16 protein-coding genes, 1 tRNA gene and 1 pseudogene are annotated in these 23,645 nt (G+C 42.4%); 10 read left to right on the forward strand and 8 right to left on the reverse strand.

What is annotated here, in order from left to right; genetic code table 11:
- Positions 1-205 precede the first annotated feature (205 nt).
- Positions 206-1,828 (forward strand): AlbA family DNA-binding domain-containing protein, encoded by a 1,623-nt coding sequence (locus BQ7997_RS03780; protein WP_073343715.1) that lies wholly within the window; start codon positions 206-208, stop codon positions 1,826-1,828.
- Between the two features lie 87 nt (positions 1,829-1,915).
- Positions 1,916-2,099 (forward strand): annotated as a pseudogene (locus tag BQ7997_RS25865) (ORF6N domain-containing protein); the annotation flags it as partial.
- A 1-nt stretch (position 2,100) separates the two neighbouring features.
- On the opposite strand, the gene BQ7997_RS03785 reads toward BQ7997_RS25865, so the two are convergent.
- From BQ7997_RS03785 to gadC, 3 genes are all read right to left on the reverse strand, one after another.
- The gene (locus BQ7997_RS03785; protein WP_073343717.1) at positions 2,101-3,336 is read right to left on the reverse strand and encodes a site-specific integrase; all 1,236 of its coding nucleotides are present in this window, start codon (positions 3,334-3,336) and stop codon (positions 2,101-2,103) included.
- Between the two features lie 457 nt (positions 3,337-3,793).
- Positions 3,794-3,866: transfer RNA gene (locus BQ7997_RS03790), tRNA-Phe, on the reverse strand.
- A 188-nt stretch (positions 3,867-4,054) separates the two neighbouring features.
- Positions 4,055-5,701, reverse strand: coding sequence for a glutamine/gamma-aminobutyrate antiporter GadC (gene gadC / locus BQ7997_RS03795; protein WP_073343720.1), 1,647 nt, complete (start codon positions 5,699-5,701; stop codon positions 4,055-4,057).
- A 217-nt stretch (positions 5,702-5,918) separates the two neighbouring features.
- On the opposite strand from gadC, the gene BQ7997_RS03800 reads away from it, so the two are divergent.
- Complete coding sequence (locus BQ7997_RS03800; protein WP_022138083.1) at positions 5,919-6,701, forward strand: potassium channel family protein; 783 nt, start codon at positions 5,919-5,921, stop codon at positions 6,699-6,701.
- Positions 6,702-7,013: 312 nt separating this feature from the next.
- On the opposite strand, the gene glsA is transcribed toward BQ7997_RS03800, so the two are convergent.
- Together glsA and BQ7997_RS03810 are read right to left on the reverse strand one after the other, a co-directional pair.
- The gene (gene glsA, locus BQ7997_RS03805; RefSeq protein ID WP_073343723.1) at positions 7,014-7,979 is read right to left on the reverse strand and encodes a glutaminase A; all 966 of its coding nucleotides are present in this window, start codon (positions 7,977-7,979) and stop codon (positions 7,014-7,016) included.
- Between the two features lie 8 nt (positions 7,980-7,987).
- Positions 7,988-9,433: a glutamate decarboxylase gene (locus tag BQ7997_RS03810; RefSeq protein ID WP_073343726.1), complete on the reverse strand. Its 1,446-nt coding sequence runs from the start codon at positions 9,431-9,433 to the stop codon at positions 7,988-7,990.
- Positions 9,434-9,746: 313 nt separating this feature from the next.
- Between BQ7997_RS03810 and BQ7997_RS03815 the strand changes: the two genes are divergently transcribed.
- Both BQ7997_RS03815 and BQ7997_RS03820 read left to right on the forward strand, forming a co-directional pair.
- Complete coding sequence (locus tag BQ7997_RS03815; RefSeq protein ID WP_022139463.1) at positions 9,747-10,976, forward strand: MFS transporter; 1,230 nt, start codon at positions 9,747-9,749, stop codon at positions 10,974-10,976.
- 3 nt (positions 10,977-10,979) lie between these two features.
- Positions 10,980-11,879 carry a DMT family transporter gene (locus tag BQ7997_RS03820; protein WP_044653600.1) on the forward strand — a complete coding sequence of 300 codons (900 nt, stop codon included), beginning with the start codon at positions 10,980-10,982 and terminating at the stop codon, positions 11,877-11,879.
- Positions 11,880-11,971: 92 nt separating this feature from the next.
- Here the strand turns inward: BQ7997_RS03820 and BQ7997_RS03825 are convergent, their stop codons facing one another.
- From BQ7997_RS03825 to BQ7997_RS03835, 3 genes are all read right to left on the reverse strand, one after another.
- On the reverse strand, positions 11,972-12,364 hold the full coding sequence (locus tag BQ7997_RS03825) for an HIT family protein (RefSeq protein WP_073343729.1): 393 nt from the start codon (positions 12,362-12,364) through the stop codon (positions 11,972-11,974).
- 51 nt (positions 12,365-12,415) lie between these two features.
- Positions 12,416-12,880 carry a transcription elongation factor GreA gene (gene greA / locus BQ7997_RS03830; RefSeq protein WP_022139460.1) on the reverse strand — a complete coding sequence of 155 codons (465 nt, stop codon included), beginning with the start codon at positions 12,878-12,880 and terminating at the stop codon, positions 12,416-12,418.
- A 181-nt stretch (positions 12,881-13,061) separates the two neighbouring features.
- A complete protein-coding gene (locus BQ7997_RS03835; RefSeq protein ID WP_073344748.1) occupies positions 13,062-14,213 on the reverse strand; it encodes a DUF4369 domain-containing protein in 1,152 nt (383 codons plus the stop codon).
- 196 nt (positions 14,214-14,409) lie between these two features.
- Here BQ7997_RS03835 and pnp point away from each other — a divergent pair, with 196 nt between their 5' ends.
- The 5 genes from pnp to BQ7997_RS03860 all read left to right on the forward strand — a co-directional run bounded on the left by pnp (position 14,410) and on the right by BQ7997_RS03860 (position 23,509).
- Entirely contained in the window at positions 14,410-16,536 is a 2,127-nt protein-coding gene (gene pnp / locus BQ7997_RS03840) for a polyribonucleotide nucleotidyltransferase (protein WP_073343732.1), read from the forward strand.
- A gap of 171 nt (positions 16,537-16,707) precedes the next feature.
- Positions 16,708-17,241 (forward strand): RNA polymerase sigma-70 factor, encoded by a 534-nt coding sequence (locus BQ7997_RS03845; RefSeq protein WP_374049507.1) that lies wholly within the window; start codon positions 16,708-16,710, stop codon positions 17,239-17,241.
- Positions 17,242-17,347: 106 nt separating this feature from the next.
- A complete protein-coding gene (locus BQ7997_RS03850) occupies positions 17,348-18,289 on the forward strand; it encodes a FecR family protein (RefSeq protein ID WP_073343734.1) in 942 nt (313 codons plus the stop codon).
- A gap of 184 nt (positions 18,290-18,473) precedes the next feature.
- Positions 18,474-21,881 carry a TonB-dependent receptor gene (locus tag BQ7997_RS03855; protein WP_073343736.1) on the forward strand — a complete coding sequence of 1,136 codons (3,408 nt, stop codon included), beginning with the start codon at positions 18,474-18,476 and terminating at the stop codon, positions 21,879-21,881.
- Between the two features lie 20 nt (positions 21,882-21,901).
- A complete protein-coding gene (locus BQ7997_RS03860; RefSeq protein ID WP_073343739.1) occupies positions 21,902-23,509 on the forward strand; it encodes a SusD/RagB family nutrient-binding outer membrane lipoprotein in 1,608 nt (535 codons plus the stop codon).
- Positions 23,510-23,645: the final 136 nt, after the last annotated feature.

Genomic DNA, 23,645 nt, shown 5'->3' on the forward strand with positions numbered 1-23,645 from the left:
AGTTCTTCAAATTGTTACATTAAAAATGAGTTTTTACAAATATAAACGAATTAAATGAGGTTGAATGGAGATAATTAGGAGTTGAAGTTATTTATTAGAAAGTTAAGAGGGCGTCTAATTAATGAAAATAACACAATTGTTGTTTGATAAAGTAGACTGATTGTGGGTAAACTATTATCTTTGTCAATATATAAAATATGTGATTATGACATCAGAGGAAGCAAAAAATATTATAGCAAAAGGAGAAGGAATTAATATTGAATTTAAGAGTTGTCAGAATGAGATAGGATCCTCCGTTTATGAAACGGTTTGTTCTTTTTTAAATCGTTCTGGCGGGTATATTTTTATCGGTGTAAATGATGATAAAGAGATAGTTGGAGTCAATAAAAACAACTTGGAGGCAATGAAGAAAAACTTCGTACATGTAGTTAATGATCCGACTGCGTTTTCTCCAAAGGCATACGTTACACCTGAAGATATAGAGATTGATGGTAAAGTAATAATTTTTGTAAGGGTTGAAGAAAGCCAGTACGTGCATCGTTTCAAACATAAGTATTATGATAGAAATAATGAGGCAGATACTAATGTTACTGACAATCCTTCTTTAGTAGCTTCTCTCTTTTCTCGTAAGGATACACTATCTTATGAAAATCGGTTACTTCCCATGTTAGATCTGACGGATCTGGATGATGCAACATTTGATTATTGTCGTAAACTTGTTATTGCACGAAATGACACTCATGCCTGGATAAAACTTTCTAATGAAGAATTGCTGAAAAGCTGTGGCTTAATGGCAAAGGATCCTGTTACTGGAAAGATTGGTGTTAAAGTGGCTGCTCTTCTATTGTTTGGAAAGGATGAAAGTATAGCTTCTTTTATTCCGGCATATCGGTTTGAAGCTATATATAGGAATAAGACTTATGGGCGTTTTGTTTTAAATGAAGTGACAGATAGTACTAGATATGATGATCGAATAACAATACGGACCAATCTAATCAAGGCTTATGGCTTGTTGATGGATTTTGTTTATAAACATTTGCCGGAAAAATTCTATCTTCAGGATGGATCAACACAAAGAGGCGATCTTAGGGCGAATATATTCCGGGAGATTATAGCAAACTTGTGTGTACATAGAGAATATGCAAGTAATGAAGTTGGTTTATTTGAAATATTTGCTGATAAAGTAAGGACGTGTAATGCCACAAAGTTCACGTCTTCTTTGAGAACAGGTTCTATAAGTATAGATGAATTGGAAAACTATACTAAGAATCCATTATTGTTCAAGGTATTTCGTGAACTGGGTTGGGGTGAAGAATTAGGTTCGGGAAGCCGTAATATTAAAAAGTTTGCTCCTCTTTACTATAATAATAGCGTGATTGAAATACTGAATAATGAGCGTTTTGTTTTTAGTATGACTTATCGAGATGTTGTTGGTGATGTACAAGCCAGTGATGTGAATAGGTGTGAAAATGCACCTGCTATGAGTGTGAAAAGTTGTGAAGTAGGTAGTGCTGTAGATCATAATAATGTGAATGTAGATAAACTAACTTCTATTTCTATAGGTACTGCACTTGTTTCCGAATTTGTTTCTGGGGTTAGTGATAAAATAGCTCTTAGAATGGCTGAAGAAATTGCTGCTATTTATGTTGTAGGACAACTTACAAAGAAAGAACTAAAAGAACAATTAGAATTAACCGAAGAGCAAATAAAGATTGATCTAAGAGAATTGTCTAGAGCTAAACTGTTGGAACAGAAAGGTAAAGATAAGAAATATATGCTGTCTGAAATGGCACAGATAAAAATATCATCCTTTTGGACAAAAATGTAATTATAACCAATTCATTCCTCTATCCTGCTTGTGCGGATCAGGACAGTTGTCAGAAAGTGTGCGACATAATGAACCGGGTGCTAATTCACTAAAGATGAATTCGAGAGTTTGAGGTGCAAAATTTGCACCTCAAACAAAAAGTGGTACAAGATATATGCCTTATGCCTTTACGGAGTCTGGAGAAGCAATGCTTTCATCGGTTCTGAACAGTGAGGTTGCAATTAATATCAATATAATGCATGTATTTATATTGGTTCGTCGGATGCTTACGTTTATTGTGTTAATCGTTTCTTGACATTGAGCATGGATTTTTTTAGACTGGCATTCATGACTCGGGCATAATGTTGGGTCATTCGTGTGGAAGCATGTCCAAGCATAACTGATACATCTTGTAGGGGTACATTATTAGCGAGCGTAATGGTAGTCCCGAATGTATGTCGACCAGCGTGAGTGGTGATATTTTTCTTAATTCCGCAGAAATCTGCTATTTCTTTGAGATAGCTGTTCATTTTTTGGTTGCAGGGAACTGGGAGACAACATCCTTTTTTGATGCAAACAGGATTATTTTCATACTTCTTTAGTATGGCAAGCGGAACGGGAAGTAGAGGTATGTTACAGATGGAAGATGCTTTACGCCGATGCATCAGTTTGATTCTTCCTTTTCTGATCCACCAGTCTCCATTATTATCTTGCATCAGATCTTCTTTTTTGAGCGTGGACACATCGGCAAATGCCAGACCAGTGAAGCAGGCGAAAATGAAAATATCCCGTACCAGTGCTAGTCGGGGTATAGTGAATTCCTTATTCATAACGGTCTGTAATTCGTCATATGTGAGGAATACAGGAGCTGTTTCATCCTGTTCCATTTTGTATCCATAAAACGCATCTTTCTTCATCCAACCTTTTGCCAGTGCCATATTTGTGATTTTCTTGAAACATTTCATATATCGTACAATAGTATTGCGGCACAAACCGACTTCTGTTTTTAAATGCATGTCAAAGGCTTTTATGAATTCCGGAGTGAGTTCATGGAAAGTAATATCTTCTTTGTCATAAAATGTAGGAATGGAATTTTCGAGTTTTTTCAGTACATTTTTGTAACGGTTGATGGTTACTGGTGCATAGTCAATATTCACAACTTTCTCCATCTCCTTGATTTCTAGTCGTATTGTTCCAAGCAGGGTACGGATTTCCGTATCCTTGCCGAATACACGTTTTAATATTAAGGAGGGAGTGGATATTGCCTGCTCCAGTATAAGTTCTTTATACTTTTCCAATGCTCGCGTGGCTAATTCAGATAAATAACTGTTGAGTTCATTGGAAGCCCGGTCTTTTCCTTTACTACATCCTTTGGCTGCGTTCCACAGTTTGAGAGGAACGCTTCTTTGGATTCGTGTTTCTTCGTATTGACCGTTAATTGTGATCCTCATTAGAATAGGTGCTTCACCATTTTTTAATAATTTCGTTTTGAGAACGAAAAACAGAATCTTCATTGTTCCTTGTTTCATAACCTTTTTTCTTTAAGTTGGTAAATACAATTAGTTATTCTGTCAACTTGAAAGCTGAGTTGGAAGTCGGTAAAAAAGTTAAAATCGGTGGCTTTTTTGTAGACATGGTCTGAAAAACCACCGTTTTTTTTTAGTTTTAAGATTCTCTTTGTTTTCCTTCATCTTATATTTGTCAGTAAAGGAAGAATCTTTTTTGCTTTTCTTTTTCCGCTATTTCCATTGCATTCAAGCAGGTATGCAAAAGTATGTTTTTGCTCCTAAAAATGATTGGCGCAAATTGTTGTAAATGAGTGAAATATAGTGCAATCGGTGGTTTTTTAAAGGGACTCTGAAAAAGCCACCGAATGGGACATTTCCAGATACTCGAATCGGCTGGAATTTGCGTATTGGAGTATAAAAGAAAACCCATTGAAATGACTGAATTTCAATGGGTTCTGAGAAATTACCGAATCGATAGTGGTGCCACCAGGAATCGAACCGGGGACACAAGGATTTTCAGTCCTTTGCTCTACCAACTGAGCTATGGCACCTTTTCTCGTTTGCGGGTGCAAAGATAAGTATATTTTTTAATACCGCAATAACTTTGAAAGAAATTTTCGATAAATAATAGTAATGATGAAGATTAGTTTCTTTCGGAGATTATAAATAATCCCGCTTTGGCTATTCGAAAAGCCGGAGCGGGATTACTTTTTTCAGATGCAGGATGTACGCTTGGTCTTTACGACTTCGGTACATTCTTATCCGTGTCTCCGATTCCCGGAGACGCATTGCCTGAAGCGGAACTTCCACTCGAAGCGGCAGAATTGCCTGAAGGAGCGGTGCTTGAAACGGTTGCGTTGGAAGTCGTTGTACCAGGACGGGCTGCGCTTGCAGTGGTACTGCCGGCGGCTACATTAGCAGTAGCAACTTGCGGCTGGACTTCCCAGTGGAACGGTTCGAAGTTAGAGTTAGGATCTACCCAGGACGGTTTCTTGGCAGCGTAGATGATGAACGGAGCAATAACGACGATGATGGCACCGATAATCAGTACGGAGAACCAAACGGTATTGCTACCTGTGGAAATCTGGCTAGGCGGGATGAAGCTGAGGATAAAGGCAAGCAATGATCCGCAGAATCCGAGTCCGCCGACGAACCACATCAGACCGTTACCGGACTTACCGATACGGAACGGACGGTTCAGCTTTTTCATCTTATAACGCAGTGCGATAGCTCCGGAGAACATCAACAGGTACATGATAAGGTAAAGAATAACTGTCAACTGTGACAGAATCTGGTAGAAACTCTGTACGGAAGGCATGACTACGAACAACAAACTTAATACGGTAACAGCGATACCCTGTACGAACAAGATATTTTTCTGCACACCCAGTTTGTTTGTTTTCTGGAAGAACGGAGGCATGTAACCGGCTTTACCCACGGCAAAGATACCTTTTGACGGACCGGCAACCCATGTCAATACACCTGCCAATACACCGAACGCAAGGGCGATGGCGATGATCGGTGACAACCAGGAAGCATGGATATACTTGAAGTAGTTGTCAAAACCGACAAGCAAACTTTGAGTAAGGTTGATATCCTTGGCGGGGATGATAACACCGAGTGCGAAAGTACCGAGAACGAAGATAAGAACGGTGATAAGTGCACCGATAAATACGGCTTTCGGATAGTTCTTGGACGGGTTTTCTACATCTTTCACGTGGATACCGCCCATTTCCATACCGGCATAAAACAAGAAGATACTGGCGGCGAGAACGACATTGTCAAAGTTGGTAAAGTCAGGGAAGAAGCTGCTGTTGAAATCCATGTTGGAATGTCCGCCGGTTGCCAGATAGATGATACCGAGGATAATCAGCAGGGCGGCCGGAATGATTGTACCGACCATACCACCGATTTTGGCTACTTTACCAACCCAGCTCATACCTTTCAGGGAAATGAAAGTGGCGAGCCAGTAGATGATAAGTACCACGACAAGCGTGTAATACTTGTTGTTTGCCAGTGACATGTCATGTACGTCGTTCATTCCGATGAAGGCGATAGATACGGCACCGAATGTCAATACTGTCGGGTACCAGATGGTACTTTCAATCCATTGCACCCAGATGGCGAGGAATCCCAGTTTCTTGCCGTAGGCTTCACCTACCCACCGGAACACACCACCTTGCTTGTCCTGAAACATAGCCGCCAGTTCTGCTGCGACGAGCGATGTAGGGATCAGGAAGACGATAGCTGCAAAAAGATAGTAAAAGGCCGAACTCATTCCGTAGACGGCCTCGGCCGGTAGTCCACGCAATGATACTACTGCCGTAACGTTCATGATAGCTAGTGTAAACACACCCAGCTTCACTGCATTTTTAATATTTGCCATAAGTTAAGGTTTTAAGTGAAAAATATTTTAAAGTCAGTCATATAACAACATTTTGCGTGAGATGTTCCCGCAATCTCTTTCAAAGTTCGTTAATTAACATCGCTGAATTGATATATTATTGCCTCTGGACAGCTTGTCCCGAAACAATCGCTTTCTCCGATTGTTTCTTAGCATTATAAATTAATTTAAGAATCATTTTATTATAAACTAAGTAGTTATGAAATCAGCGCTTTCAGATTTTGTTTTTGGAAAAAAGGGAATCTATGGCATTCTCCACATTATTATATTAGTGATGTCACTTTTCCTGGTAATTAGTATTTCGGTAGATACTTTTAAGGGAATTCCTTTTTATACGCAGTCTTCTTACATGAAAACCCAGTTGTGGATTTGTATTTGGTTTCTTTTTGATTTCGTGCTGGAGTTTTTTCTATCGAAGCACAAAGGACGTTATCTGCGGACGCATTTCGTCTTTCTGCTAGTGGCTATTCCCTATCAGAACATTATTGCTTATTACGGGTGGACATTCTCGCCGGAAGTCACTTATCTGCTCCGGTTCATTCCTTTGTTGAGGGGCGGGTATGCGCTTGCCATCGTAGTGGGGTGGCTGACGTACAACCGTGCTTCGAGCCTGTTCGTCTCTTATCTGACTATGTTGCTGGCAACGGTTTATTTTTCCAGTCTCGCATTTTTCGTTCTCGAACATAAGGTGAACCCACTGGTAAATGGCTATGGGGATGCTTTGTGGTGGGCGTTTATGGATGTTACTACCGTCGGGTCGAATATCATAGCGCAAACGGTGACGGGGCGGGTGCTTTCCGTATTGCTGGCAGCCTTGGGAATGATGATGTTCCCTATTTTTACAGTCTATATAACGAACTTGATTCAGCAATCCAACAAGCGGAAAAAACAATATTACGAAGCGGAAGAACAGCAGAAAAAGGCTGTTGCGCAGAAACAAGCCGCAGCGGAGAAACCTGTAGTGCAAAGCACGCAAGGATAATATGACAAGTAATAAAAGTGGCTTCATCATCTTTGCTTATGCGGGATGATGAAGTTATTCTTATATATAAGAGGTTGTAAATCAGTAGTTAATTATTATTTTTAATAATCTTGTGACTATTCTTTATAAATGTCGGGGAATATGCATCGAGTAGAATATATTACATTTTATCTTTGCGCAAAAGATGTACAGACGCAGGATCTGTTTTATATCTGACAAAGATATTTGGTGTGAAGTCTTAACTGGACAAGGGGAATAAAAAAGGTTACTATCGTAAGATAGTAACCTTTACGTTTTTTTCAAAAGAGTCTTTTAGTCGACAATGGTGATATGATCGTGACCGAATACATTCAATCCCAACTTGTTCATGATGTACTGGATAGCCAACTGTGCTTTGACAGAGTTGCCCGATCCATCCAAAGGAGGAGCGAATGCGGCGATACCGAACTGTCCGGGCAATACACCCATCACACCACCGCCTACACCTGTTTTGGCAGGGATACCGGAAGTGTACATCCAGTCGCCGGTATGTTCGTAGAAACCTACTGCGGCAATCATGGCTGTGATTTTAGGAGCCAGGCCGGCATCGAACACTTCTTTCTTGGTCACAGGGTTCACACCGCCGTTGGCGATTGTTCCGGCTGCAATGGAAAGTTGCAATGCAGTGACTCCCAGCGAGCACTGACGGGTATAAAGGTCGAGTGACATATCCGGGTCGTCATAGATGCGGTTGTAGTTCTTCAGCAACCAGGCGATAGAACGGTTGTTGAAGTTCGTATCCGATTCGGATTTGTACAATTCGTCAATCAACTGGGGAGCGCTGCCGCACAAGTCGGTTACGTTTCCTACGATGGCATCCCATTTCTTGGCGGAGTCACCGATAGGTTTCACCATACTGCAGGCAGAGATGGCGCCGGCGTTTACCAACGGAGTGGACGGATGGTCGTTCTCCAAAAGGATGGCGATGATTGAGTTGAAAGGTAAACCTGTTGCGTCGGCTCCGATCTTGTCAAGGATTTCCTTGGCGCCATATTGACGCAAAGCCAGAATAGCCGTATGCACTTTGGATACAGATTCTATACCGAAGCGGTAGTCAGTATCTCCCACATGGATGGTCTGCCCGTCGAGCAGGCAGACACTGATTCCAAAGAGAGCTTTGTTGACATTTGCCAGGTAAGGGATATAGTCCGCGTTCTTGCCGCCTGTATTGGTCTTTACCTGATCGTATGCCTCTTGTACCACTTCTTTTAATTGAGCGAGTGTTACTTTTTTATCCATAGAACATTTTATTTTTTAATTGTTTTGTGACGACGGCCACCGTGGTTGAACATCTTGGCTTCTACCGGAAGGTTCTTTTCCTGTGCCATACGGGTAGGAGTAGGATATTCCAATTTTTCGAGTTCTGTAATCGCATTGTTGATGTCGCCCAGTAACATATCTGCCATATCACGGCTGAATCCCTGACGGACAACGATACGCATCACTACATAATCATCCAGTTTGGCAGGTAATGTATAAGCAGGAACCATCCAACCATGTTGGGACAGTTTGTCTTGCAAATCATACAAAGTCCATTTGGCAGATTTCGCATATTCCGGTTTCAGGTACCAGATGAACAATGGGTTCACAACATCTTCAGAGTAGTTGACGAACGGAACCATCTTGGCGATTTCATCATGGAGATACTTGGCAATTTGCAATGAGTTGTATTGTACTTCCTTGTATCCCTGGAATCCTAAACGGATGAATTGGTAATATTGTCCGAGGATTTGAGCGGCAGGACGAGAGAAGTTCAAACCTACCTGAGTGATGTTGGCACCCAGATAATTTACGCTGAACGACATTTCTTCCGGCAGATATTCCTTGCCTTTCCAACAAACCCAACCAAGCCCCGGATATACCAGGCCGAACTTATGACCGGATACACTGATAGAAAGTACCCATTTCAAACGGAAGTCCCATTTCTTTTCCGGATAAAGGAAAGGAAGGATGAAACCACCACTTGCGGCATCTACGTGGATAGGAATGTCATAGCCTGTCTTGGCGTTGTAAGCATCGAGTGCTTTGTCCAATGCTTCGACATCATCGTTCAGTCCTGTCCATGTAACACCCTGGATAGGTACGATACAGATGGTATTTTCGTCACACATCTTCAAAGCTTCTTCGGGGTCGAGTGTGGTCTTGTCAAGAGTCAAAGGCACTTCACGCATTTCGATCTGCCACAACTGTGCGAACTTTTCCCAAACAACCTGGAAACCTGTAGAAATAACAAAGTTTGGTTTGTCGAACGGTTTGCCCTGAGCTTGTCTTTTTTTACGCCAGCGCAACCAGGCGGCTACACCACCCAACATACATGCTTCGGAAGAACCGATGGCCAGTGCTCCGGTTTTCCAGGTATCTTTTTCAGGAGAGTTCCACAAGTTGGCAACGATGTTGATACATTTACCGTTCATCACTGCGATACGCGGATACTCTGTCTCATCAATGTAGTTGATGTTGATGGCTTCGTTCATCAGTTTGGTAGCGTAGTCATCCATGTAGGTGGTAACGAAAGTGGCGAGGTTCAAACGTGGCTGAGTCTGAGCGAATGTTTCGTCTTTTACCATCTGATAGGCAACTTCAGGAGTTGTCGGCCCATCAGGGATTTTCTCTACCGGAGAGGGTTGTAACATTCTGTCTGAACCAAATACATCAGTTTTGGCATCACCTTTTCTGAAATTTAAATCTTCCATACTTAATTTATTTTTTAAAGGTTTAGGGCGATGGGGTGTTTCCCCGTCGAATTTCCCACAACAACAGCAGATAGTTTTGAAAGTTTCCGGCTTTTACATTATTTGGCGTTTATTAAGGGGGCGGATGCCCTTATTGAAACACACCTTTTTGGATTCTTTTCACCACAGGGGACACAGAGGACGCAGAGGTTATAATTATCTCTGAATTAGAACTCTGCGTCCTCTGTGGTGAAATAGTTCATTTCCGTACCTATTTGAACTTTATACGGAGAGTATTGTTTTCTTCAAACCTAAACTTTTAACGAATAAGCATATGAGAATACAGACTGGACGGGGGACAATTCCTCTTATAACCTTAATTGCCATCTGGTCTATTTCGGCATTGACATCATTGCCGGGACTGGCCGTTTCACCCATATTGGGTGATCTTACAAAGATATTTCCGGAAGCGACGGATTTGGATATACAGATGTTGACTTCACTGCCATCGTTGCTTATTATTCCTTTTATATTATTAGGTGGTAAACTGACGGAGAAGGTCGATTATGTCCGTATCCTGAAAATAGGGCTCTGGCTTTTTGCCGCAAGCGGTATTTTATATCTGATTTCCAATAAAATGTGGCAATTAATCGTGGTAAGCGCTTTGCTCGGTATCGGTTCGGGACTTATTATCCCTTTGTCTACCGGATTGGTTTCCCGCTATTTCGTGGGAACTTACCGTGTGAAGCAATTCGGATTAAGTTCCGCCATAACTAATTTCACTTTGGTGATAGCCACTGCCGTGACAGGTTATCTTGCGGAAGTCAGTTGGCATCTGCCTTTTTTGGTCTATCTTCTTCCACTGGTTTCTATCCTGTTGGTCGGACATTTAAAGACAAACCAGCCGGGGACGGAACCTGTTGCTGCCGGTAGCGGCAATTCAACACCGGAGCAGTCTGCCATTGATACCGGAGGAAGCAAGTACGGCATTCATACCAGGCACCTGTTGCAATTAATGCTTTTTTATGGAGTGACGACTTACATTGTATTGGCTGTCATATTCAATCTGCCTTTTTTGATGGAAAAACATCATTTCTCCAGTGGTGATTCTGGGTTGATGATTTCACTTTTCTTCTTGGCGATTATGGCTCCGGGATTTGGACTGGATAAGATTGTGGGGGTACTGAAAGAACGGACAAAGGCATATAGCCTGCTATCCATGGCTTTAGGATTATTATTGATTTGGATAGCCCCGATAGAATGGCTCATTATTCCGGGATGTATTCTTGTCGGTTTGGGATACGGTGTCATTCAACCTATGCTTTATGACAAGACCACCCATACCGCATTACCGGAAAAGACCACTTTGGCACTGGCATTCGTAATGATGATGAATTACTTGGCTATTTTGCTTTATCCTTTCATTGTCGACTTTTTCCAGTGGATATTCCACACCCGGTCACAGGAATTTCCTTTCATATTTAATCTGCTGATTACTATTGTAACGTTTTTCTGGGCTTACCTGCGGCGTAATACCTTTTTGTTTAATGATCAATTGAAATAAAAAATGAAGAATAAGAAACTGGAGGCTAATCTGAGCATGGCCGTCTCGAAAATTTTTAGCGGTTTAAATATGAATGCTCTGAAGTTCCTTCTGCCTTTGTGGATGAGTCCGCTGACAGGGGCGACACTCCGTTGTACATTTGCGGCTGCTGCTTTTTGGATTATCGGATGGTTTATGCCACCGGAGAAATCATCGGCCAAGGACAAATGGTTGCTCTTCCTGCTAGGGGCTTTCGGACTTTATGGCTTTATGTTTCTTTATTTGGCGGGGTTGAGTAAGACGACTCCTGTCTCCAGTTCCATATTCACCAGTCTTCAGCCTATTTGGGTATTCCTTATTATGATCTTCTTTTATAAGGAAAAGGCGACGGCAAAAAAGATTATCGGTATCTCCATCGGACTGGTCGGAGCATTGGTCTGTATTCTGACGCAGCAAAGCGATGATTTGGCATCCGATGCTTTTATGGGAAATATGCTCTGTCTGGTTAGTTCTGTTGTCTATGCCATCTACCTGATTTTAAGTAATCGTATCCTTACTACTATCGGGGCAATGACCATGTTGCGATATACATTTTCCGGTGCGGCGGTATCTGCTATTATAGTGACAATGATTACCGGTTTCGACGCGGCGGTATTCTCCATGCCGTTCCATTGGACACCTTTCCTTATCCTGATGTTTGTGCTGATTTTCCCAACCACCATAAGTTATATGTTACTCCCTATCGGATTGAAATATCTCAAGACAACAGTGGTAGCTATCTATGGTTATCTGATTCTGATTGTGGCGACTGTCGCTTCTCTTATCTTAGGGCAAGACCGTTTCAGTTGGACGCAGACGTTTGCCATCATTTTTATCTGTATCGGAGTCTATTTGGTGGAAGTTGCCGAAAGCAAGGAACGCTAAAAGCTGCACACAGGGAAACACCTTGTTTCAAAGCATGGAATAAAAAAAGAGCGTTCTTCACAGAACGCTCTTGCTTATTTTATCATCATGTTTTATAGAGAGGAGTTGATTGCTTGTGCTATGGACTTGAATTCTTCATCCGACAATTTCAGCTTCGGATTCGAGAACAACATATCCGATTCCTTCTGAATGGGAATCAAATGAATGTGCGCGTGAGGAACTTCCAGTCCGATAACAGCTTCGCCTACCTTTTGGCAAGGGAAAGCCTTTTCGATGGCGCGGGCTACTTTCTTGGCAAATACATGCATAGCGGCCAGATCTTCATCGCTCAAATCGAAAATATAGTCTACTTCCTGTTTGGGCACCACCAATGTATGCCCCTTTACCAACGGGTTGATATCGAGAAAAGCAAAAAACTTTTCGTTTTCCGCTATCTTGTAGCAGGGGATTTCACCTGCGATGATTCTGCTGAATATTGTTGCCATAACTTTTATTGATAAAATAAGGCAAGCCTTACTTGAAGACCTGCCTTGACGTTAAATTGATATGTTTACTACTTCCAATGCAATTTGACCCTGTGGAACAGTAATTTCTGCTACTTCACCCACCTTCTTGCCAAGCAGACCTTGCGCAATCGGAGTGTTAACGGAAATCTTTCCTTCTTTCAGGTTAGCTTCGCTTTCAGAAACGATGGTGTAGGTCATCTTCATTCCATTCTTCACGTTCTTCAGCTCCACTTTATTTAAAATCTGTACAGAATCTGTTTTCAGTTTAGATTCATCAATGATTTTTGCATCTGCAATGGTAGCTTTCAGTTTGTTGATACGCATTTCCAACATACCTTGTGCCTCTTTGGCTGCGTCGTACTCTGCATTTTCCGACAAGTCTCCTTTATCTCTGGCTTCGGCTATTGCCGCAGAGATCTTCGGGCGTTCCACTGTTTCCAGTTCTTTTAGTTCCGCCATCAGTTTCTTGTAACCTTCTTCTGACATATAAGCCATGATGTTTTCCTCCTTTAATTGTTTTTAATGGTCATATAAACAAAAAAGAATTCCAACATGTGCCATGCTGGAACCCTCTTCTCATTATTTCTTTGCAAAGATAGCCTTTTAAGTGATACGTGTCAAGTGGAAAATGATGCTATGTAACATATTTAAAAGAAATATGCTAAATTATAACAACTTAAAGCAATGACTTGACAGCTGCTTCCAAATCCTTGATATCTTCGCCACGAAGCTTCAATTCGTTGTTACGGTTAATCAAAAAGACAGATGGTACTTGGCGGACATTATATACGGCTACGTTCGTCGAATATACTCCGTTTCCATCGCGTACACACACCCAGGGAAGGTTGTCGGCCGATGTTTTCCAGTAGTGTTCATCCGCGTCGAGAGATACCTGGTAGATTTCCAGTCCACTCTTTGCGTATTCATTATATAGTTCACGAAGCATCAGGTTGTGAGGAGCTCCGGCAGGCGACTGGAATACGGAGAAGTCTAACAGTACGACTTTACCTTTCAGGTCAGTCAGCTTGCGTACATTTCCTTTCACGTCGCGCAAGGCAATGTCGATAATCCCCGTTTCTACGATTTTTTCCTGGGGGATTTCCAACGCTTTCGCTTGCGGCTGGCGTGTATTCTTCATTCCTTTGATTACGATATTATAAAGGTTCTTGGAACGTACGGCATTCGGGAATGCGTTGTTGAGGCTCGTGGCAACAGCGGCAAAACACTTCACGTCATCTTTATTGTTCAACGGGTCGAATATCAGATAATTGTTGAGCTTCTGGAATAAGGCAAAGTAAGCGGCTGCCGTGTTGGGAGCGGCAAAAATATAGTTGACTTTTACATCTTCCTTATAATTGTTGAGCAGGGTCGCCAGGCTGTCCTCAAAGACATCATGCCCGATTTTGTTGCTGCGCAGTGCAGCCAGCAAATCATCCACGTCTTTCTGAAGCCGGATTTGTTTTTGCGTCAGTTCCTTTATCTTGTTACTGTTTTCCGAACCTTCCACAGTATAAGCGGTAGAGAAATCTACATACGGTGCTTTGACCTGGATTGTTTCGATAGAGTCTACAGAAAAGTTGATAACTTTGTCGTCTACCCGCAAGCGATAGAATTCGGGTGATTCGGGGCGGGGTTGCTTGAAGCTGAATGTGCCTTCCCCTTTCAGTTTTACTGAATCGAGCGGAACAATACCTTCCAGGCCGGAAGCCTCGAGATAAAGCATTTTACCGTCGGCTCCTGATACATCCCCGTTCACCTGGAATTTAGGGCCGGAACTACAAGCTGTCATAGTAAGTGCGGCGAGCGCTGCAAAAGTAACCTTTTTCATATAGTGTGTGTTATTTACGAGGTGCAAATATACTTCTTTTCGAGATTAGTCAAAGCATTTTGCTGTGTTCTTCATCCTATTTTTGAAAAAAAATCAGTTAGTAACTAACTTTTTAGCTCATTTCCACCTGATTACAACGATAAATGTATATCTTTGCAGGAATTTTGAAAGAAAAAGTATAGATAAAACAATTTTTATGATTAACCCAATTGTTAAGACGATCGAGTTGGCAGATGGAAGAACCATCACGCTCGAAACGGGAAAGTTGGCAAAACAGGCAGACGGTTCTGTAATGCTACGCATGGGCAACACCATGTTATTAGCTACTGTTTGTGCCGCTAAAGATGCAGTTCCCGGAACAGATTTTATGCCTTTACAGGTAGAGTACAAAGAAAAATTTGCGGCATTCGGCCGTTTTCCCGGTGGTTTCACCAAGAGAGAGGGTAGAGCTTCTGATTATGAAATTCTGACTTGCCGTCTCGTTGACCGTGCTCTCCGTCCTTTGTTCCCTGATAATTATCACGCAGAGGTATATGTGAACATCATCCTCTTCTCGGCTGATGGTGTAGATATGCCGGACGCATTGGCAGGACTTGCAGCTTCTGCAGCACTTGCCGTTTCAGATATCCCATTCAACGGACCTATCTCTGAAGTACGTGTAGCACGTATCGACGGTCAGTTCGTTATCAATCCGACTTTTGACCAACTGGAAAAAGCAGATATGGATCTTATGGTTGCCGCTACTTATGACAACATCATGATGGTAGAGGGTGAAATGAATGAAGTATCCGAAGCTGAATTGCTGGAAGCAATGAAAGTGGCTCACGAAGCTATCAAGGTTCATTGCAAGGTACAGATGGAGTTGACAGAGGCTGTCGGCAAAACTGTGAAACGTGAATATGACCATGAAGTAAACGACGACGATTTGCGTAAGGCAGTTCGTGAAGCATGTTATGATAAAGCATATGCTGTTGCCGCTTCGGGAAATAAGAACAAGCACGAACGTTTTGATGCTTTCGAGGCTATCCGTGAAGAGTTCAAGGCTCAGTTCTCTGAAGAAGAATTGGCAGAAAAGGCTGCGCTGATTGACCGTTACTACCATGATGTAGAAAAAGAAGCAATGCGCCGTTCTATCCTTGACGAAGGTAAGCGTCTCGATGGTCGTAAGACTACCGAAATCCGTCCTATCTGGTGTGAGGTTGATCCTCTGCCTGGTCCTCACGGATCTGCTATCTTCACTCGTGGTGAAACTCAGTCACTGACTTCTGTTACGCTGGGTACCAAACTCGACGAAAAGATTATCGACAATGTTCTGGAACACGGAAAAGAACGTTTCCTGTTACATTATAACTTCCCTCCTTTCTCTACAGGTGAAGCAAAAGCACAACGTGGCGTAGGCCGTCGCGAAGTCGGTCACGGTCACTTGGCATGGCGCGCTTTGAAAGGACAAATACCTGCTGACTACCCCTATGTAATACGTGTGGTTTCAGAAATTCTCGAATCTAACGGTTCTTCTTCCATGGCTACTGTATGTGCCGGAACATTGGCATTGATGGACGCAGGTGTGAAGATTAAAAAACCGGTATCAGGTATCGCTATGGGATTGATCAAGAATCCGGGCGAAGAGAAATATGCCGTATTGTCTGATATCCTCGGTGACGAAGACCACCTGGGTGATATGGACTTCAAGGTAACCGGAACAAGAGACGGTATCACTGCTACTCAGATGGATATCAAGGTAGACGGTTTGTCTTACGAAATCTTGGAAAATGCTTTGAATCAGGCTAAAGAAGGACGTATGCATATCCTCGATAAGATTACCGAAACAATTGCAGAACCGCGTGCCGACTTGAAAGAACATGCTCCCCGCATCGAAACGATGACAATTCCTAAGGAATTCATCGGTGCTGTGATCGGCCCTGGTGGAAAGATCATCCAAGGTATGCAGGAAGAAACAGGTGCTGTGATTACTATCGAAGAAATTGACGGTATGGGCCGCATCGAAGTTTCCGGAACAAACAAGAAATGTATTGATGATGCAATGCGCATGATTAAGGCAATCGTTGCTGTTCCTGAAGTGGGTGAAGTGTACAAAGGTAAAGTTCGTTCTATCATGCCTTACGGTGCGTTTATCGAATTCTTGCCGGGCAAAGACGGTTTGCTGCACATTTCAGAAATTGACTGGAAACGTCTTGAAACTGTAGAAGAAGCCGGAATCAAGGAAGGTGACGAAATTGAAGTGAAACTGATTGACATCGATCCAAAGACAGGCAAATTCAAACTTTCCAGAAAAGTTTTGTTGCCAAGACCGGAGAAAAAGTAAAAAAGTGATAGCTTTTATATGACAAAGGATAGTCCGAAAACTTAGTTTTCGGACTATTTTTTTGTCTTATATTTTGCTTTTGTGAAAAAGTTTCTGTTCTTTTGTAGATTGAAAAATATGAATAACCCTTAAATCTAATGCGTGGTGTACAAAACAGATAATATATCTTCCATTCAACTTTTTTCTGAATTCTTTCATGAGAATCAGGAGAAGTTCCTGTCATTCGCCTATTCATACATCCGGGACAAGCAGGAAGCCGAAGATATATTGATGGAATCTATGATTACTTTGTGGGAAAACAGGGATAAATGGGAAGAAGATTCCAATCTGCACGCATTGTTGTTGACCATTATAAAAAATAAGGCGTTGAATTATCTGGCACACGTACAAGTACGTCTTCGTGCCGAAGAAGAAATAACCACGCATAGGCAGCGTGAGCTTGATCTTCGTATTTCTACACTGGAAGATTGTGAGCCCGATACTATTTTTAACGCGGAAATACAACACATCGTGCAAAAAGCTTTGAAACATATGCCGGAGCAGAGCCGGAAGATTTTCATGTTAAGCCGTTATCAAAATACTCCCAACAAAATAATAGCCCAACAACTGGGAATTTCTATTAAAAGCGTAGAGTTTCATATCACTAAAGCACTGAAAATCCTGCGTGCCGAACTGAAAGATTATCTTATTTCCATTCTTTTATAAAAAAATCGCATTTTTCGTTAGGGTTGTCAGGGGCTGGCCTGTTTTATATATAGAGGGGGAGAAAAAGACCTCTTATTAAGTATTAACAGGAAAAAGACAAATTCACATGACCCAAGAGTTATTACATAAATATTTTAAGGGCAACACTACTGTTGAAGAAGAGAAACGTATTCTTGACTGGGTGGACGAGTCGGAAGAAAACCGCCGTACATTGCAGAAAGAACGTATGCTGTTTGATATTGCCCTTTTCACCGATTCCAAGACAAACAATAAGAGAGAGAAGGCGGCAATGGGCACTCGCATTTTACCAGTGTTAAGGTGGAGTGCCCGTATAGCTGCTGTTGCTGTCGTTGTATTATGTTGCGGGTATTTATTGCAGGAATACCAATATAATAAGGTGGCGCAGACGCAGACTGTGGCAGTTCCTGCCGGACAGCGGGCGCAGATCACCTTGGCAGACGGAACCAGAGTATGGTTGAACGCACAGTCTACATTAAGTTATTCTTCCAACTTCGGACGCAATGACAGAAACGTGGAGCTGGACGGAGAAGCTTACTTCGAGGTGGCGAAAAATAAAGAGATACCTTTTAATGTAAATACGGAGACGAACCAAGTGAGGGTGGTAGGAACGCATTTTAATGTATGCGCTTATAGAGGCAGCAATGAATTTACAACTACTTTGCTTGAAGGTATCGTCGATATCTACGCAAATGGCGGCGAACGTCCGCTCACTCGCCTGGGAGTGAACGAGGTATTTATTTCCCGTGACGGAAAGTTCAGAAAGGAACAGTTTACAGATTTTGATTATCTCCGTTGGAAGGATGGCCTATACTGCTTCGATGATACTCCCTTTAATTTACTGCTCGGTAAACTTGAAAAGTATTATAAGGTGAAGATTATCGTGAATAATCCGAAAGTGCTGAATTATCGTTGCACAGGTAAGTTCAAGGATCAGGACGGTGTGGAACACGTACTTAAAGTGATTCAGAAAGATCATCCGTTCACTTATTCAATGAATACCGAAAAAGACAGCATCTTTATAAAATAGAAACGAGCTCATGTTAGATATATACCTTAAATTAGTGCTAACCCTTAAAAGTATAAGAATTATGAATAACAGTCAATAACCCCACTATCTGAAAAGAGAATCGGAAAGTACCCCCATACTTTCCGATTCGAAACAGTCAAAAATCGACCTTAATCAATTTATTAACTTAACACGTTGCAAAGATATGAGAAAAATTTCTTTGAAAGGGCTTTTTTGCCCAAAAAGTTTAGAATCTAAGCAAATAATACTGACTATGAAGATCACTTTATTCCTTCTTCTGTTCGTAACGTTCCAAGCTTATTGTGAGAATGGATACTCTCAGAGTGCGAAAATCAGCATCCCCCGCTCGACGCTGAAAGTAAGTGAGTTACTCTCTAAGATAGAGTCACAGACCGATTACCTGTTCGTCTACAACAAACAAACGGTAGATGTGAAGCGGGTAGTTAATGTATCAGCCGACAATCAGCCGGTATCCGAAATACTCGACCGGGCTTTCAAAGGTACGGGTATCCGTTATGTAATGGAAGGCAATAATATTGTGCTGACCAAGCAGGTAGAAAATAGTGCATCCACACAGCAACAGAAGATAATTACCGTAAAAGGTGTCGTAACCGATGCAAGGGGCGAAGGAATTATTGGTGCCAGCATTGTAGAAAAAGGTACGACGAACGGAACCATTACCGACTTGGATGGTAACTTTACCTTGAAACTTCCTGCCGACGCTGTTCTCAATGTCTCGTATGTAGGTTATCAGTCACAGAGCATCCCTGTCAACGGGCAGACGACTTTCAATATTAAGATGGAAGAAGAAGCAATGGCTTTGGAGCAGGTAGTAGTTACTGCTATGGGTATCAAGAAGAAAGAAGCTTCTCTGACTTATTCTACCCAGCAAGTGGGCGGTGATGAACTGACCCGTGCCAAAGATCCGAATATGATTAACGCATTGGCTGGTAAAACCGCCGGTGTACAGATTACTAAAAGTGCGGCAGGACTGGGCGGATCTGCCAAGGTTTCTATTCGTGGCGCCCGTTCCGCTTTTGCCAGTGGAAATAACCAACCCCTGTATGTGATTGACGGTGTGCCGATGCTCAATAACAGTACAGAATCGACAGCTACCGTAATGGGTGGTGAAAATGACGGTGTGAATCGCGATGCAGGTGATGGGGTATCTAACTTGAATCCGGAAGATATTGAGAGTATGAGTATTCTGAAAGGTGCTTCTGCCGCAGCACTTTACGGTTCACAGGCAGCCAATGGTGTTATCTTGATTACTACCAAGAAAGGTAAGGCCGGTATGCAGAAAGTAACTTTCTCTTCCAATCTGACAGTAGACCATGCAATCAGTCTGCCGGAGTTTCAGAACTCATATGGGCGGATGGAAGGAGGAACCAGTAGCTGGGGAAAGGAAGGAAACCTCACGGATTACAACAATGTAGATAATTTCTTCAGTAATGGTGTGACTGCAATCAATACGGTTTCTTTCATGGGTGGCAATGATAAATCGCAAACTTACTTTTCTTATGCGAATACTACCGCCAAAGGTATCATTGACTCAAACAAACTTCAGAAACATAACCTCACTTTTCGTGAAACCGCCAGTTTCTTCAATGATCGCCTGAAGTTGGATGGTAATGTGAACCTGATGACGCAGACTATCAAGAATAGTCCTTCTTCCGGAGGATATTACCTCAATCCGTTGGTGAATATCTATGGTTTCCCGCGTGGAATGGATATGGCTCCTTATCGGGATAATTTTGAACTTTATGACGCAGATCGTAACATGAACCTGCAAAACTGGTATGTGACTAACGAAGACGGATCTATCAGTGAATGGGATCAGAACCCTTATTGGATAAAGAACCGTGTGACTAACAGGAACAAACGCTACCGTGCAATGGCTTCTCTGACGGCTAATGTGAAAGTGAATAGCTGGTTTACTCTGCAAGCTCGCGGCAATGTGGATTTTGTCAGTGATAAATTTGAAAATAAGATGTATGCTTCCACCTCTCCGAATATTGCCGGGACGTATGACGGACTGATGAATGGGCGTTATGTATGGTCGGATAGCCAGAATTTTCAGGTGTACGGTGACTTGATGGCTATGTTCAACAAGACATTCAACAAGTTTTCCATTAATGGGGCTGTCGGAACAAGTATCAATGCCACAACGGCCAACTCACTGATGATTGATTCCAAGCTTGCTTCATTATATCATCCCAATGTATTTACAGTTCCCAATGTCGTATCAACTTCCAAAGCGGCTATTTCCCACACTATCGACTCTAAACGTACTATTCAGTCGGTATTTGCGACCGCGCAACTCGGTTGGGACGAAATGCTTTATCTTGACCTGACAGCCCGTAACGACTGGTCGTCTACATTGGCTAATACGAATAGTAAAAATTCAGGTTTCTTCTATCCGTCTGTAGGTTTGACGTGGATTTTGTCCAAGACGCTGAAAATGCCCGACTGGATATCATTCAGCAAGATACGCGGTTCATGGGCACAGGTTGGTAATGACTTGCCGATTGGTATCACCAGCCTTGCCGATATTGTACAGGCAGGGGGTGCTATTCAGGTGAACGATAGAGAGCATCGCGGTGACCTGAAACCGGAAATCAGTACTTCTTTTGAAGTAGGTACGGAATGGAGATTCTTTAACAGCCGTTTGGGAATCGACTTTACCTGGTATCAGACAGATACAAAGAACCAGTTACTGATGATGCCCAATCCGGCAGGTTCTCTGTATGCTTATCGCTATATCAACGCAGGTAAGATTCGTAACAAGGGTTTTGAACTTACCGTTGACGGAACTCCGCTGATGAATGATAATTTCCGTTGGAAGACTGCGGTAAATGTATCTGCCAACCGTAACAAAGTGGTTTCCCTGCATCCCGATTATACGCAGTTCTCTTACGGACAGGAAGGCTTCTCTATGGCTTATCAGATGCGTATCAAGGAGGGTGGTAAATTAGGAGATATTTATGGAAATGCTTTTGTCCGCAATGATGACGGCTTCATTCAAGTGAATGCTGACGGTTCGCCGGTGAACAAGACCGGTAATAAGGATCTTCTTGGCAATGCTAATCCGGATTGTTTGTTGGGATGGAGCAATACCTTCACTTACAAAGGTTTTACTTTGTATTTCCTTGTCGATGCACGTATCGGCGGTGATGTAATGTCATTGACAGAAGCCGACCTGGATTCTCGTGGTGTAACCAAAGCGACTGCTGAAGCTCGTGACCGCGGTTATGTAGAATATAATGGTCAGAGATTTGAAAATGTGAAAGGCTTCTATGGATCAGTAGGCGGACGTAACGGTATCTCGGAATATTATATGTATGACGCAACCAATATCCGCTTGCGTGAATTGTCACTAAGCTATGCTCTTCCGAGGACGTGGCTTGCAAAAACAAAAGTTTTTCAGGGAATTGATGTATCGTTCGTTGCCCGCAATTTATTCTTCTTCTATAAAGATGCTCCATTCGATCCGGATGCAACTTTATCGGTAGGAAACAACAATCAGGGTGTGGATGTATTTGGAATGCCGACTACCCGCAACATTGGATTCAACGTTAAATTTACATTCTAACTTTAAAATAATTGAGCATTATGAAAAGATATAAATATATACTAGCATTACTAATGGGGGGATTGTTCAGTTTCTCGGGATGTACCGATAATTTTGAATCCGATAATGAACTGAAAGGCGCATTTAATGAAGAAGCGCAATCCTATGACCGCCAGAAATACACAATGCCGCTAGAGGTTGTGCAATCAGGAATTTATTTCCAATACAACTGGGGAGACGGCTTGAACTGGCCGTGGCAGTTGACGCAGTCGCTGCAACATGATATGTTTTCCGGATATTTCCATGATCCTACGGCCAAGTTTAATGACAAGAACTCTGTCTATAATATCAACACCGGATGGTCTAATGCAGCCTGGAACTATACTTATCAATATATATTCCCGGCCATATACAAAGCGGAGCTTAATACAAAAGATGTGGAAGAAGCCATCCAGTACTATGGCATAGGTAAAATATTGAAAGTGGAGCTGATGCATCGTATCGCAGATTCATACGGGCCTATCGTGTACAGCAAATTCGGCAATGGTGAAGCCAATGCGGTAGATACGCAACAGGAAGCTTATATGGCTTTTTTCAAAGATTTGGATGCCGGAATCGAGGCGCTTGATAAATATCTGGCGGATGGCGGAAACGATGCGATTTTCAATGCTCATGATATGATGAACGCCAAAGGTATCAAGGGATGGATCAAATTTGCCAATTCACTACGTCTGCGTCTTGCTATCCGTATATCCAATGTTGATAAGACTACGGCGACAGCTCAAACTAAAAAAGCACTTGAGAATCCTTATGGAGTATTGGAAAACTCTCAGGATATTATCCAGGTGTCAGGCCGTGGATATACTAATCCTTTGTATGGCGTAGCAGGATGGGGAGAAGTTTATATGGGGGCAAGCATGGCGTCCTTGCTGAATGGCTATGAGGATCCTCGTCGTGAGAAATGGTTTAATAAGGCAACTCTGGCTGGTCATACGGACAAATGGATTGGTATTCCGCAAGGAGTATTGATGAGAGAAGGTGATCCCAGTTATTACAGCGGTTATTCGGCTTTCAATGCAATCAGTGGTGAGACGACTCCTGCTATTCTGATGACAGCGGCAGAGATTTGGTTCTTGAGGGCGGAAGCGGCTTTGCGCGGGCTTACAACTGAAGATGTGAAGGTTTGTTATGAGACAGGTGTAAAAACTTCGTTTGCTCAATGGAAGGTTGATGGAGTCAACGACTATTTGGCAAGTGACAAAAAACCGGTGGGATATGTAGATTACGTTCCTGCCAGTGGTGGCAAAGATATGGATGCGCTTATTACCATTACTCCGAAGTGGGACGATGGGGCAACTCCTGAAGTACAGTTGGAACAGATAATTACCCAAAAGTGGCTGGCCTGTTTTCCTGAGAGTTATGAAGCCTGGTCGGAACAACGTCGTACCGGTTATCCGAAACTGTTTAAAGTACAGACAAACAATAGTGGCGGAACAATTGATACGGAGATTATGATTCGTCGTTTGCCATTCTCTACGGATGATGCCGACAAGGATCCTGCACAATACGGCTTCTTGAAAGCTGCCCTTGGCGGAGCTGATAATGGCGGAACCCGTCTCTGGTGGGATGCCGGTCAGAATAGATTTTAGAAGCAGATGAGTAGTTTATAATTATAGGTATAACTTTTTTGATTCAAACGTGTTTTCTCCGTGTATTAGGAAATGAGAGGAGAAAGATTGCGTGGGAGTGAAGTCGAGGGGGCTTCGCTCCCTTTTTTGTTTGCAA

This window comes from Bacteroides congonensis (assembly GCF_900130125.1).
In the GTDB taxonomy this organism is placed as follows: Bacteria; Bacteroidota; Bacteroidia; order Bacteroidales; family Bacteroidaceae; genus Bacteroides; species Bacteroides congonensis.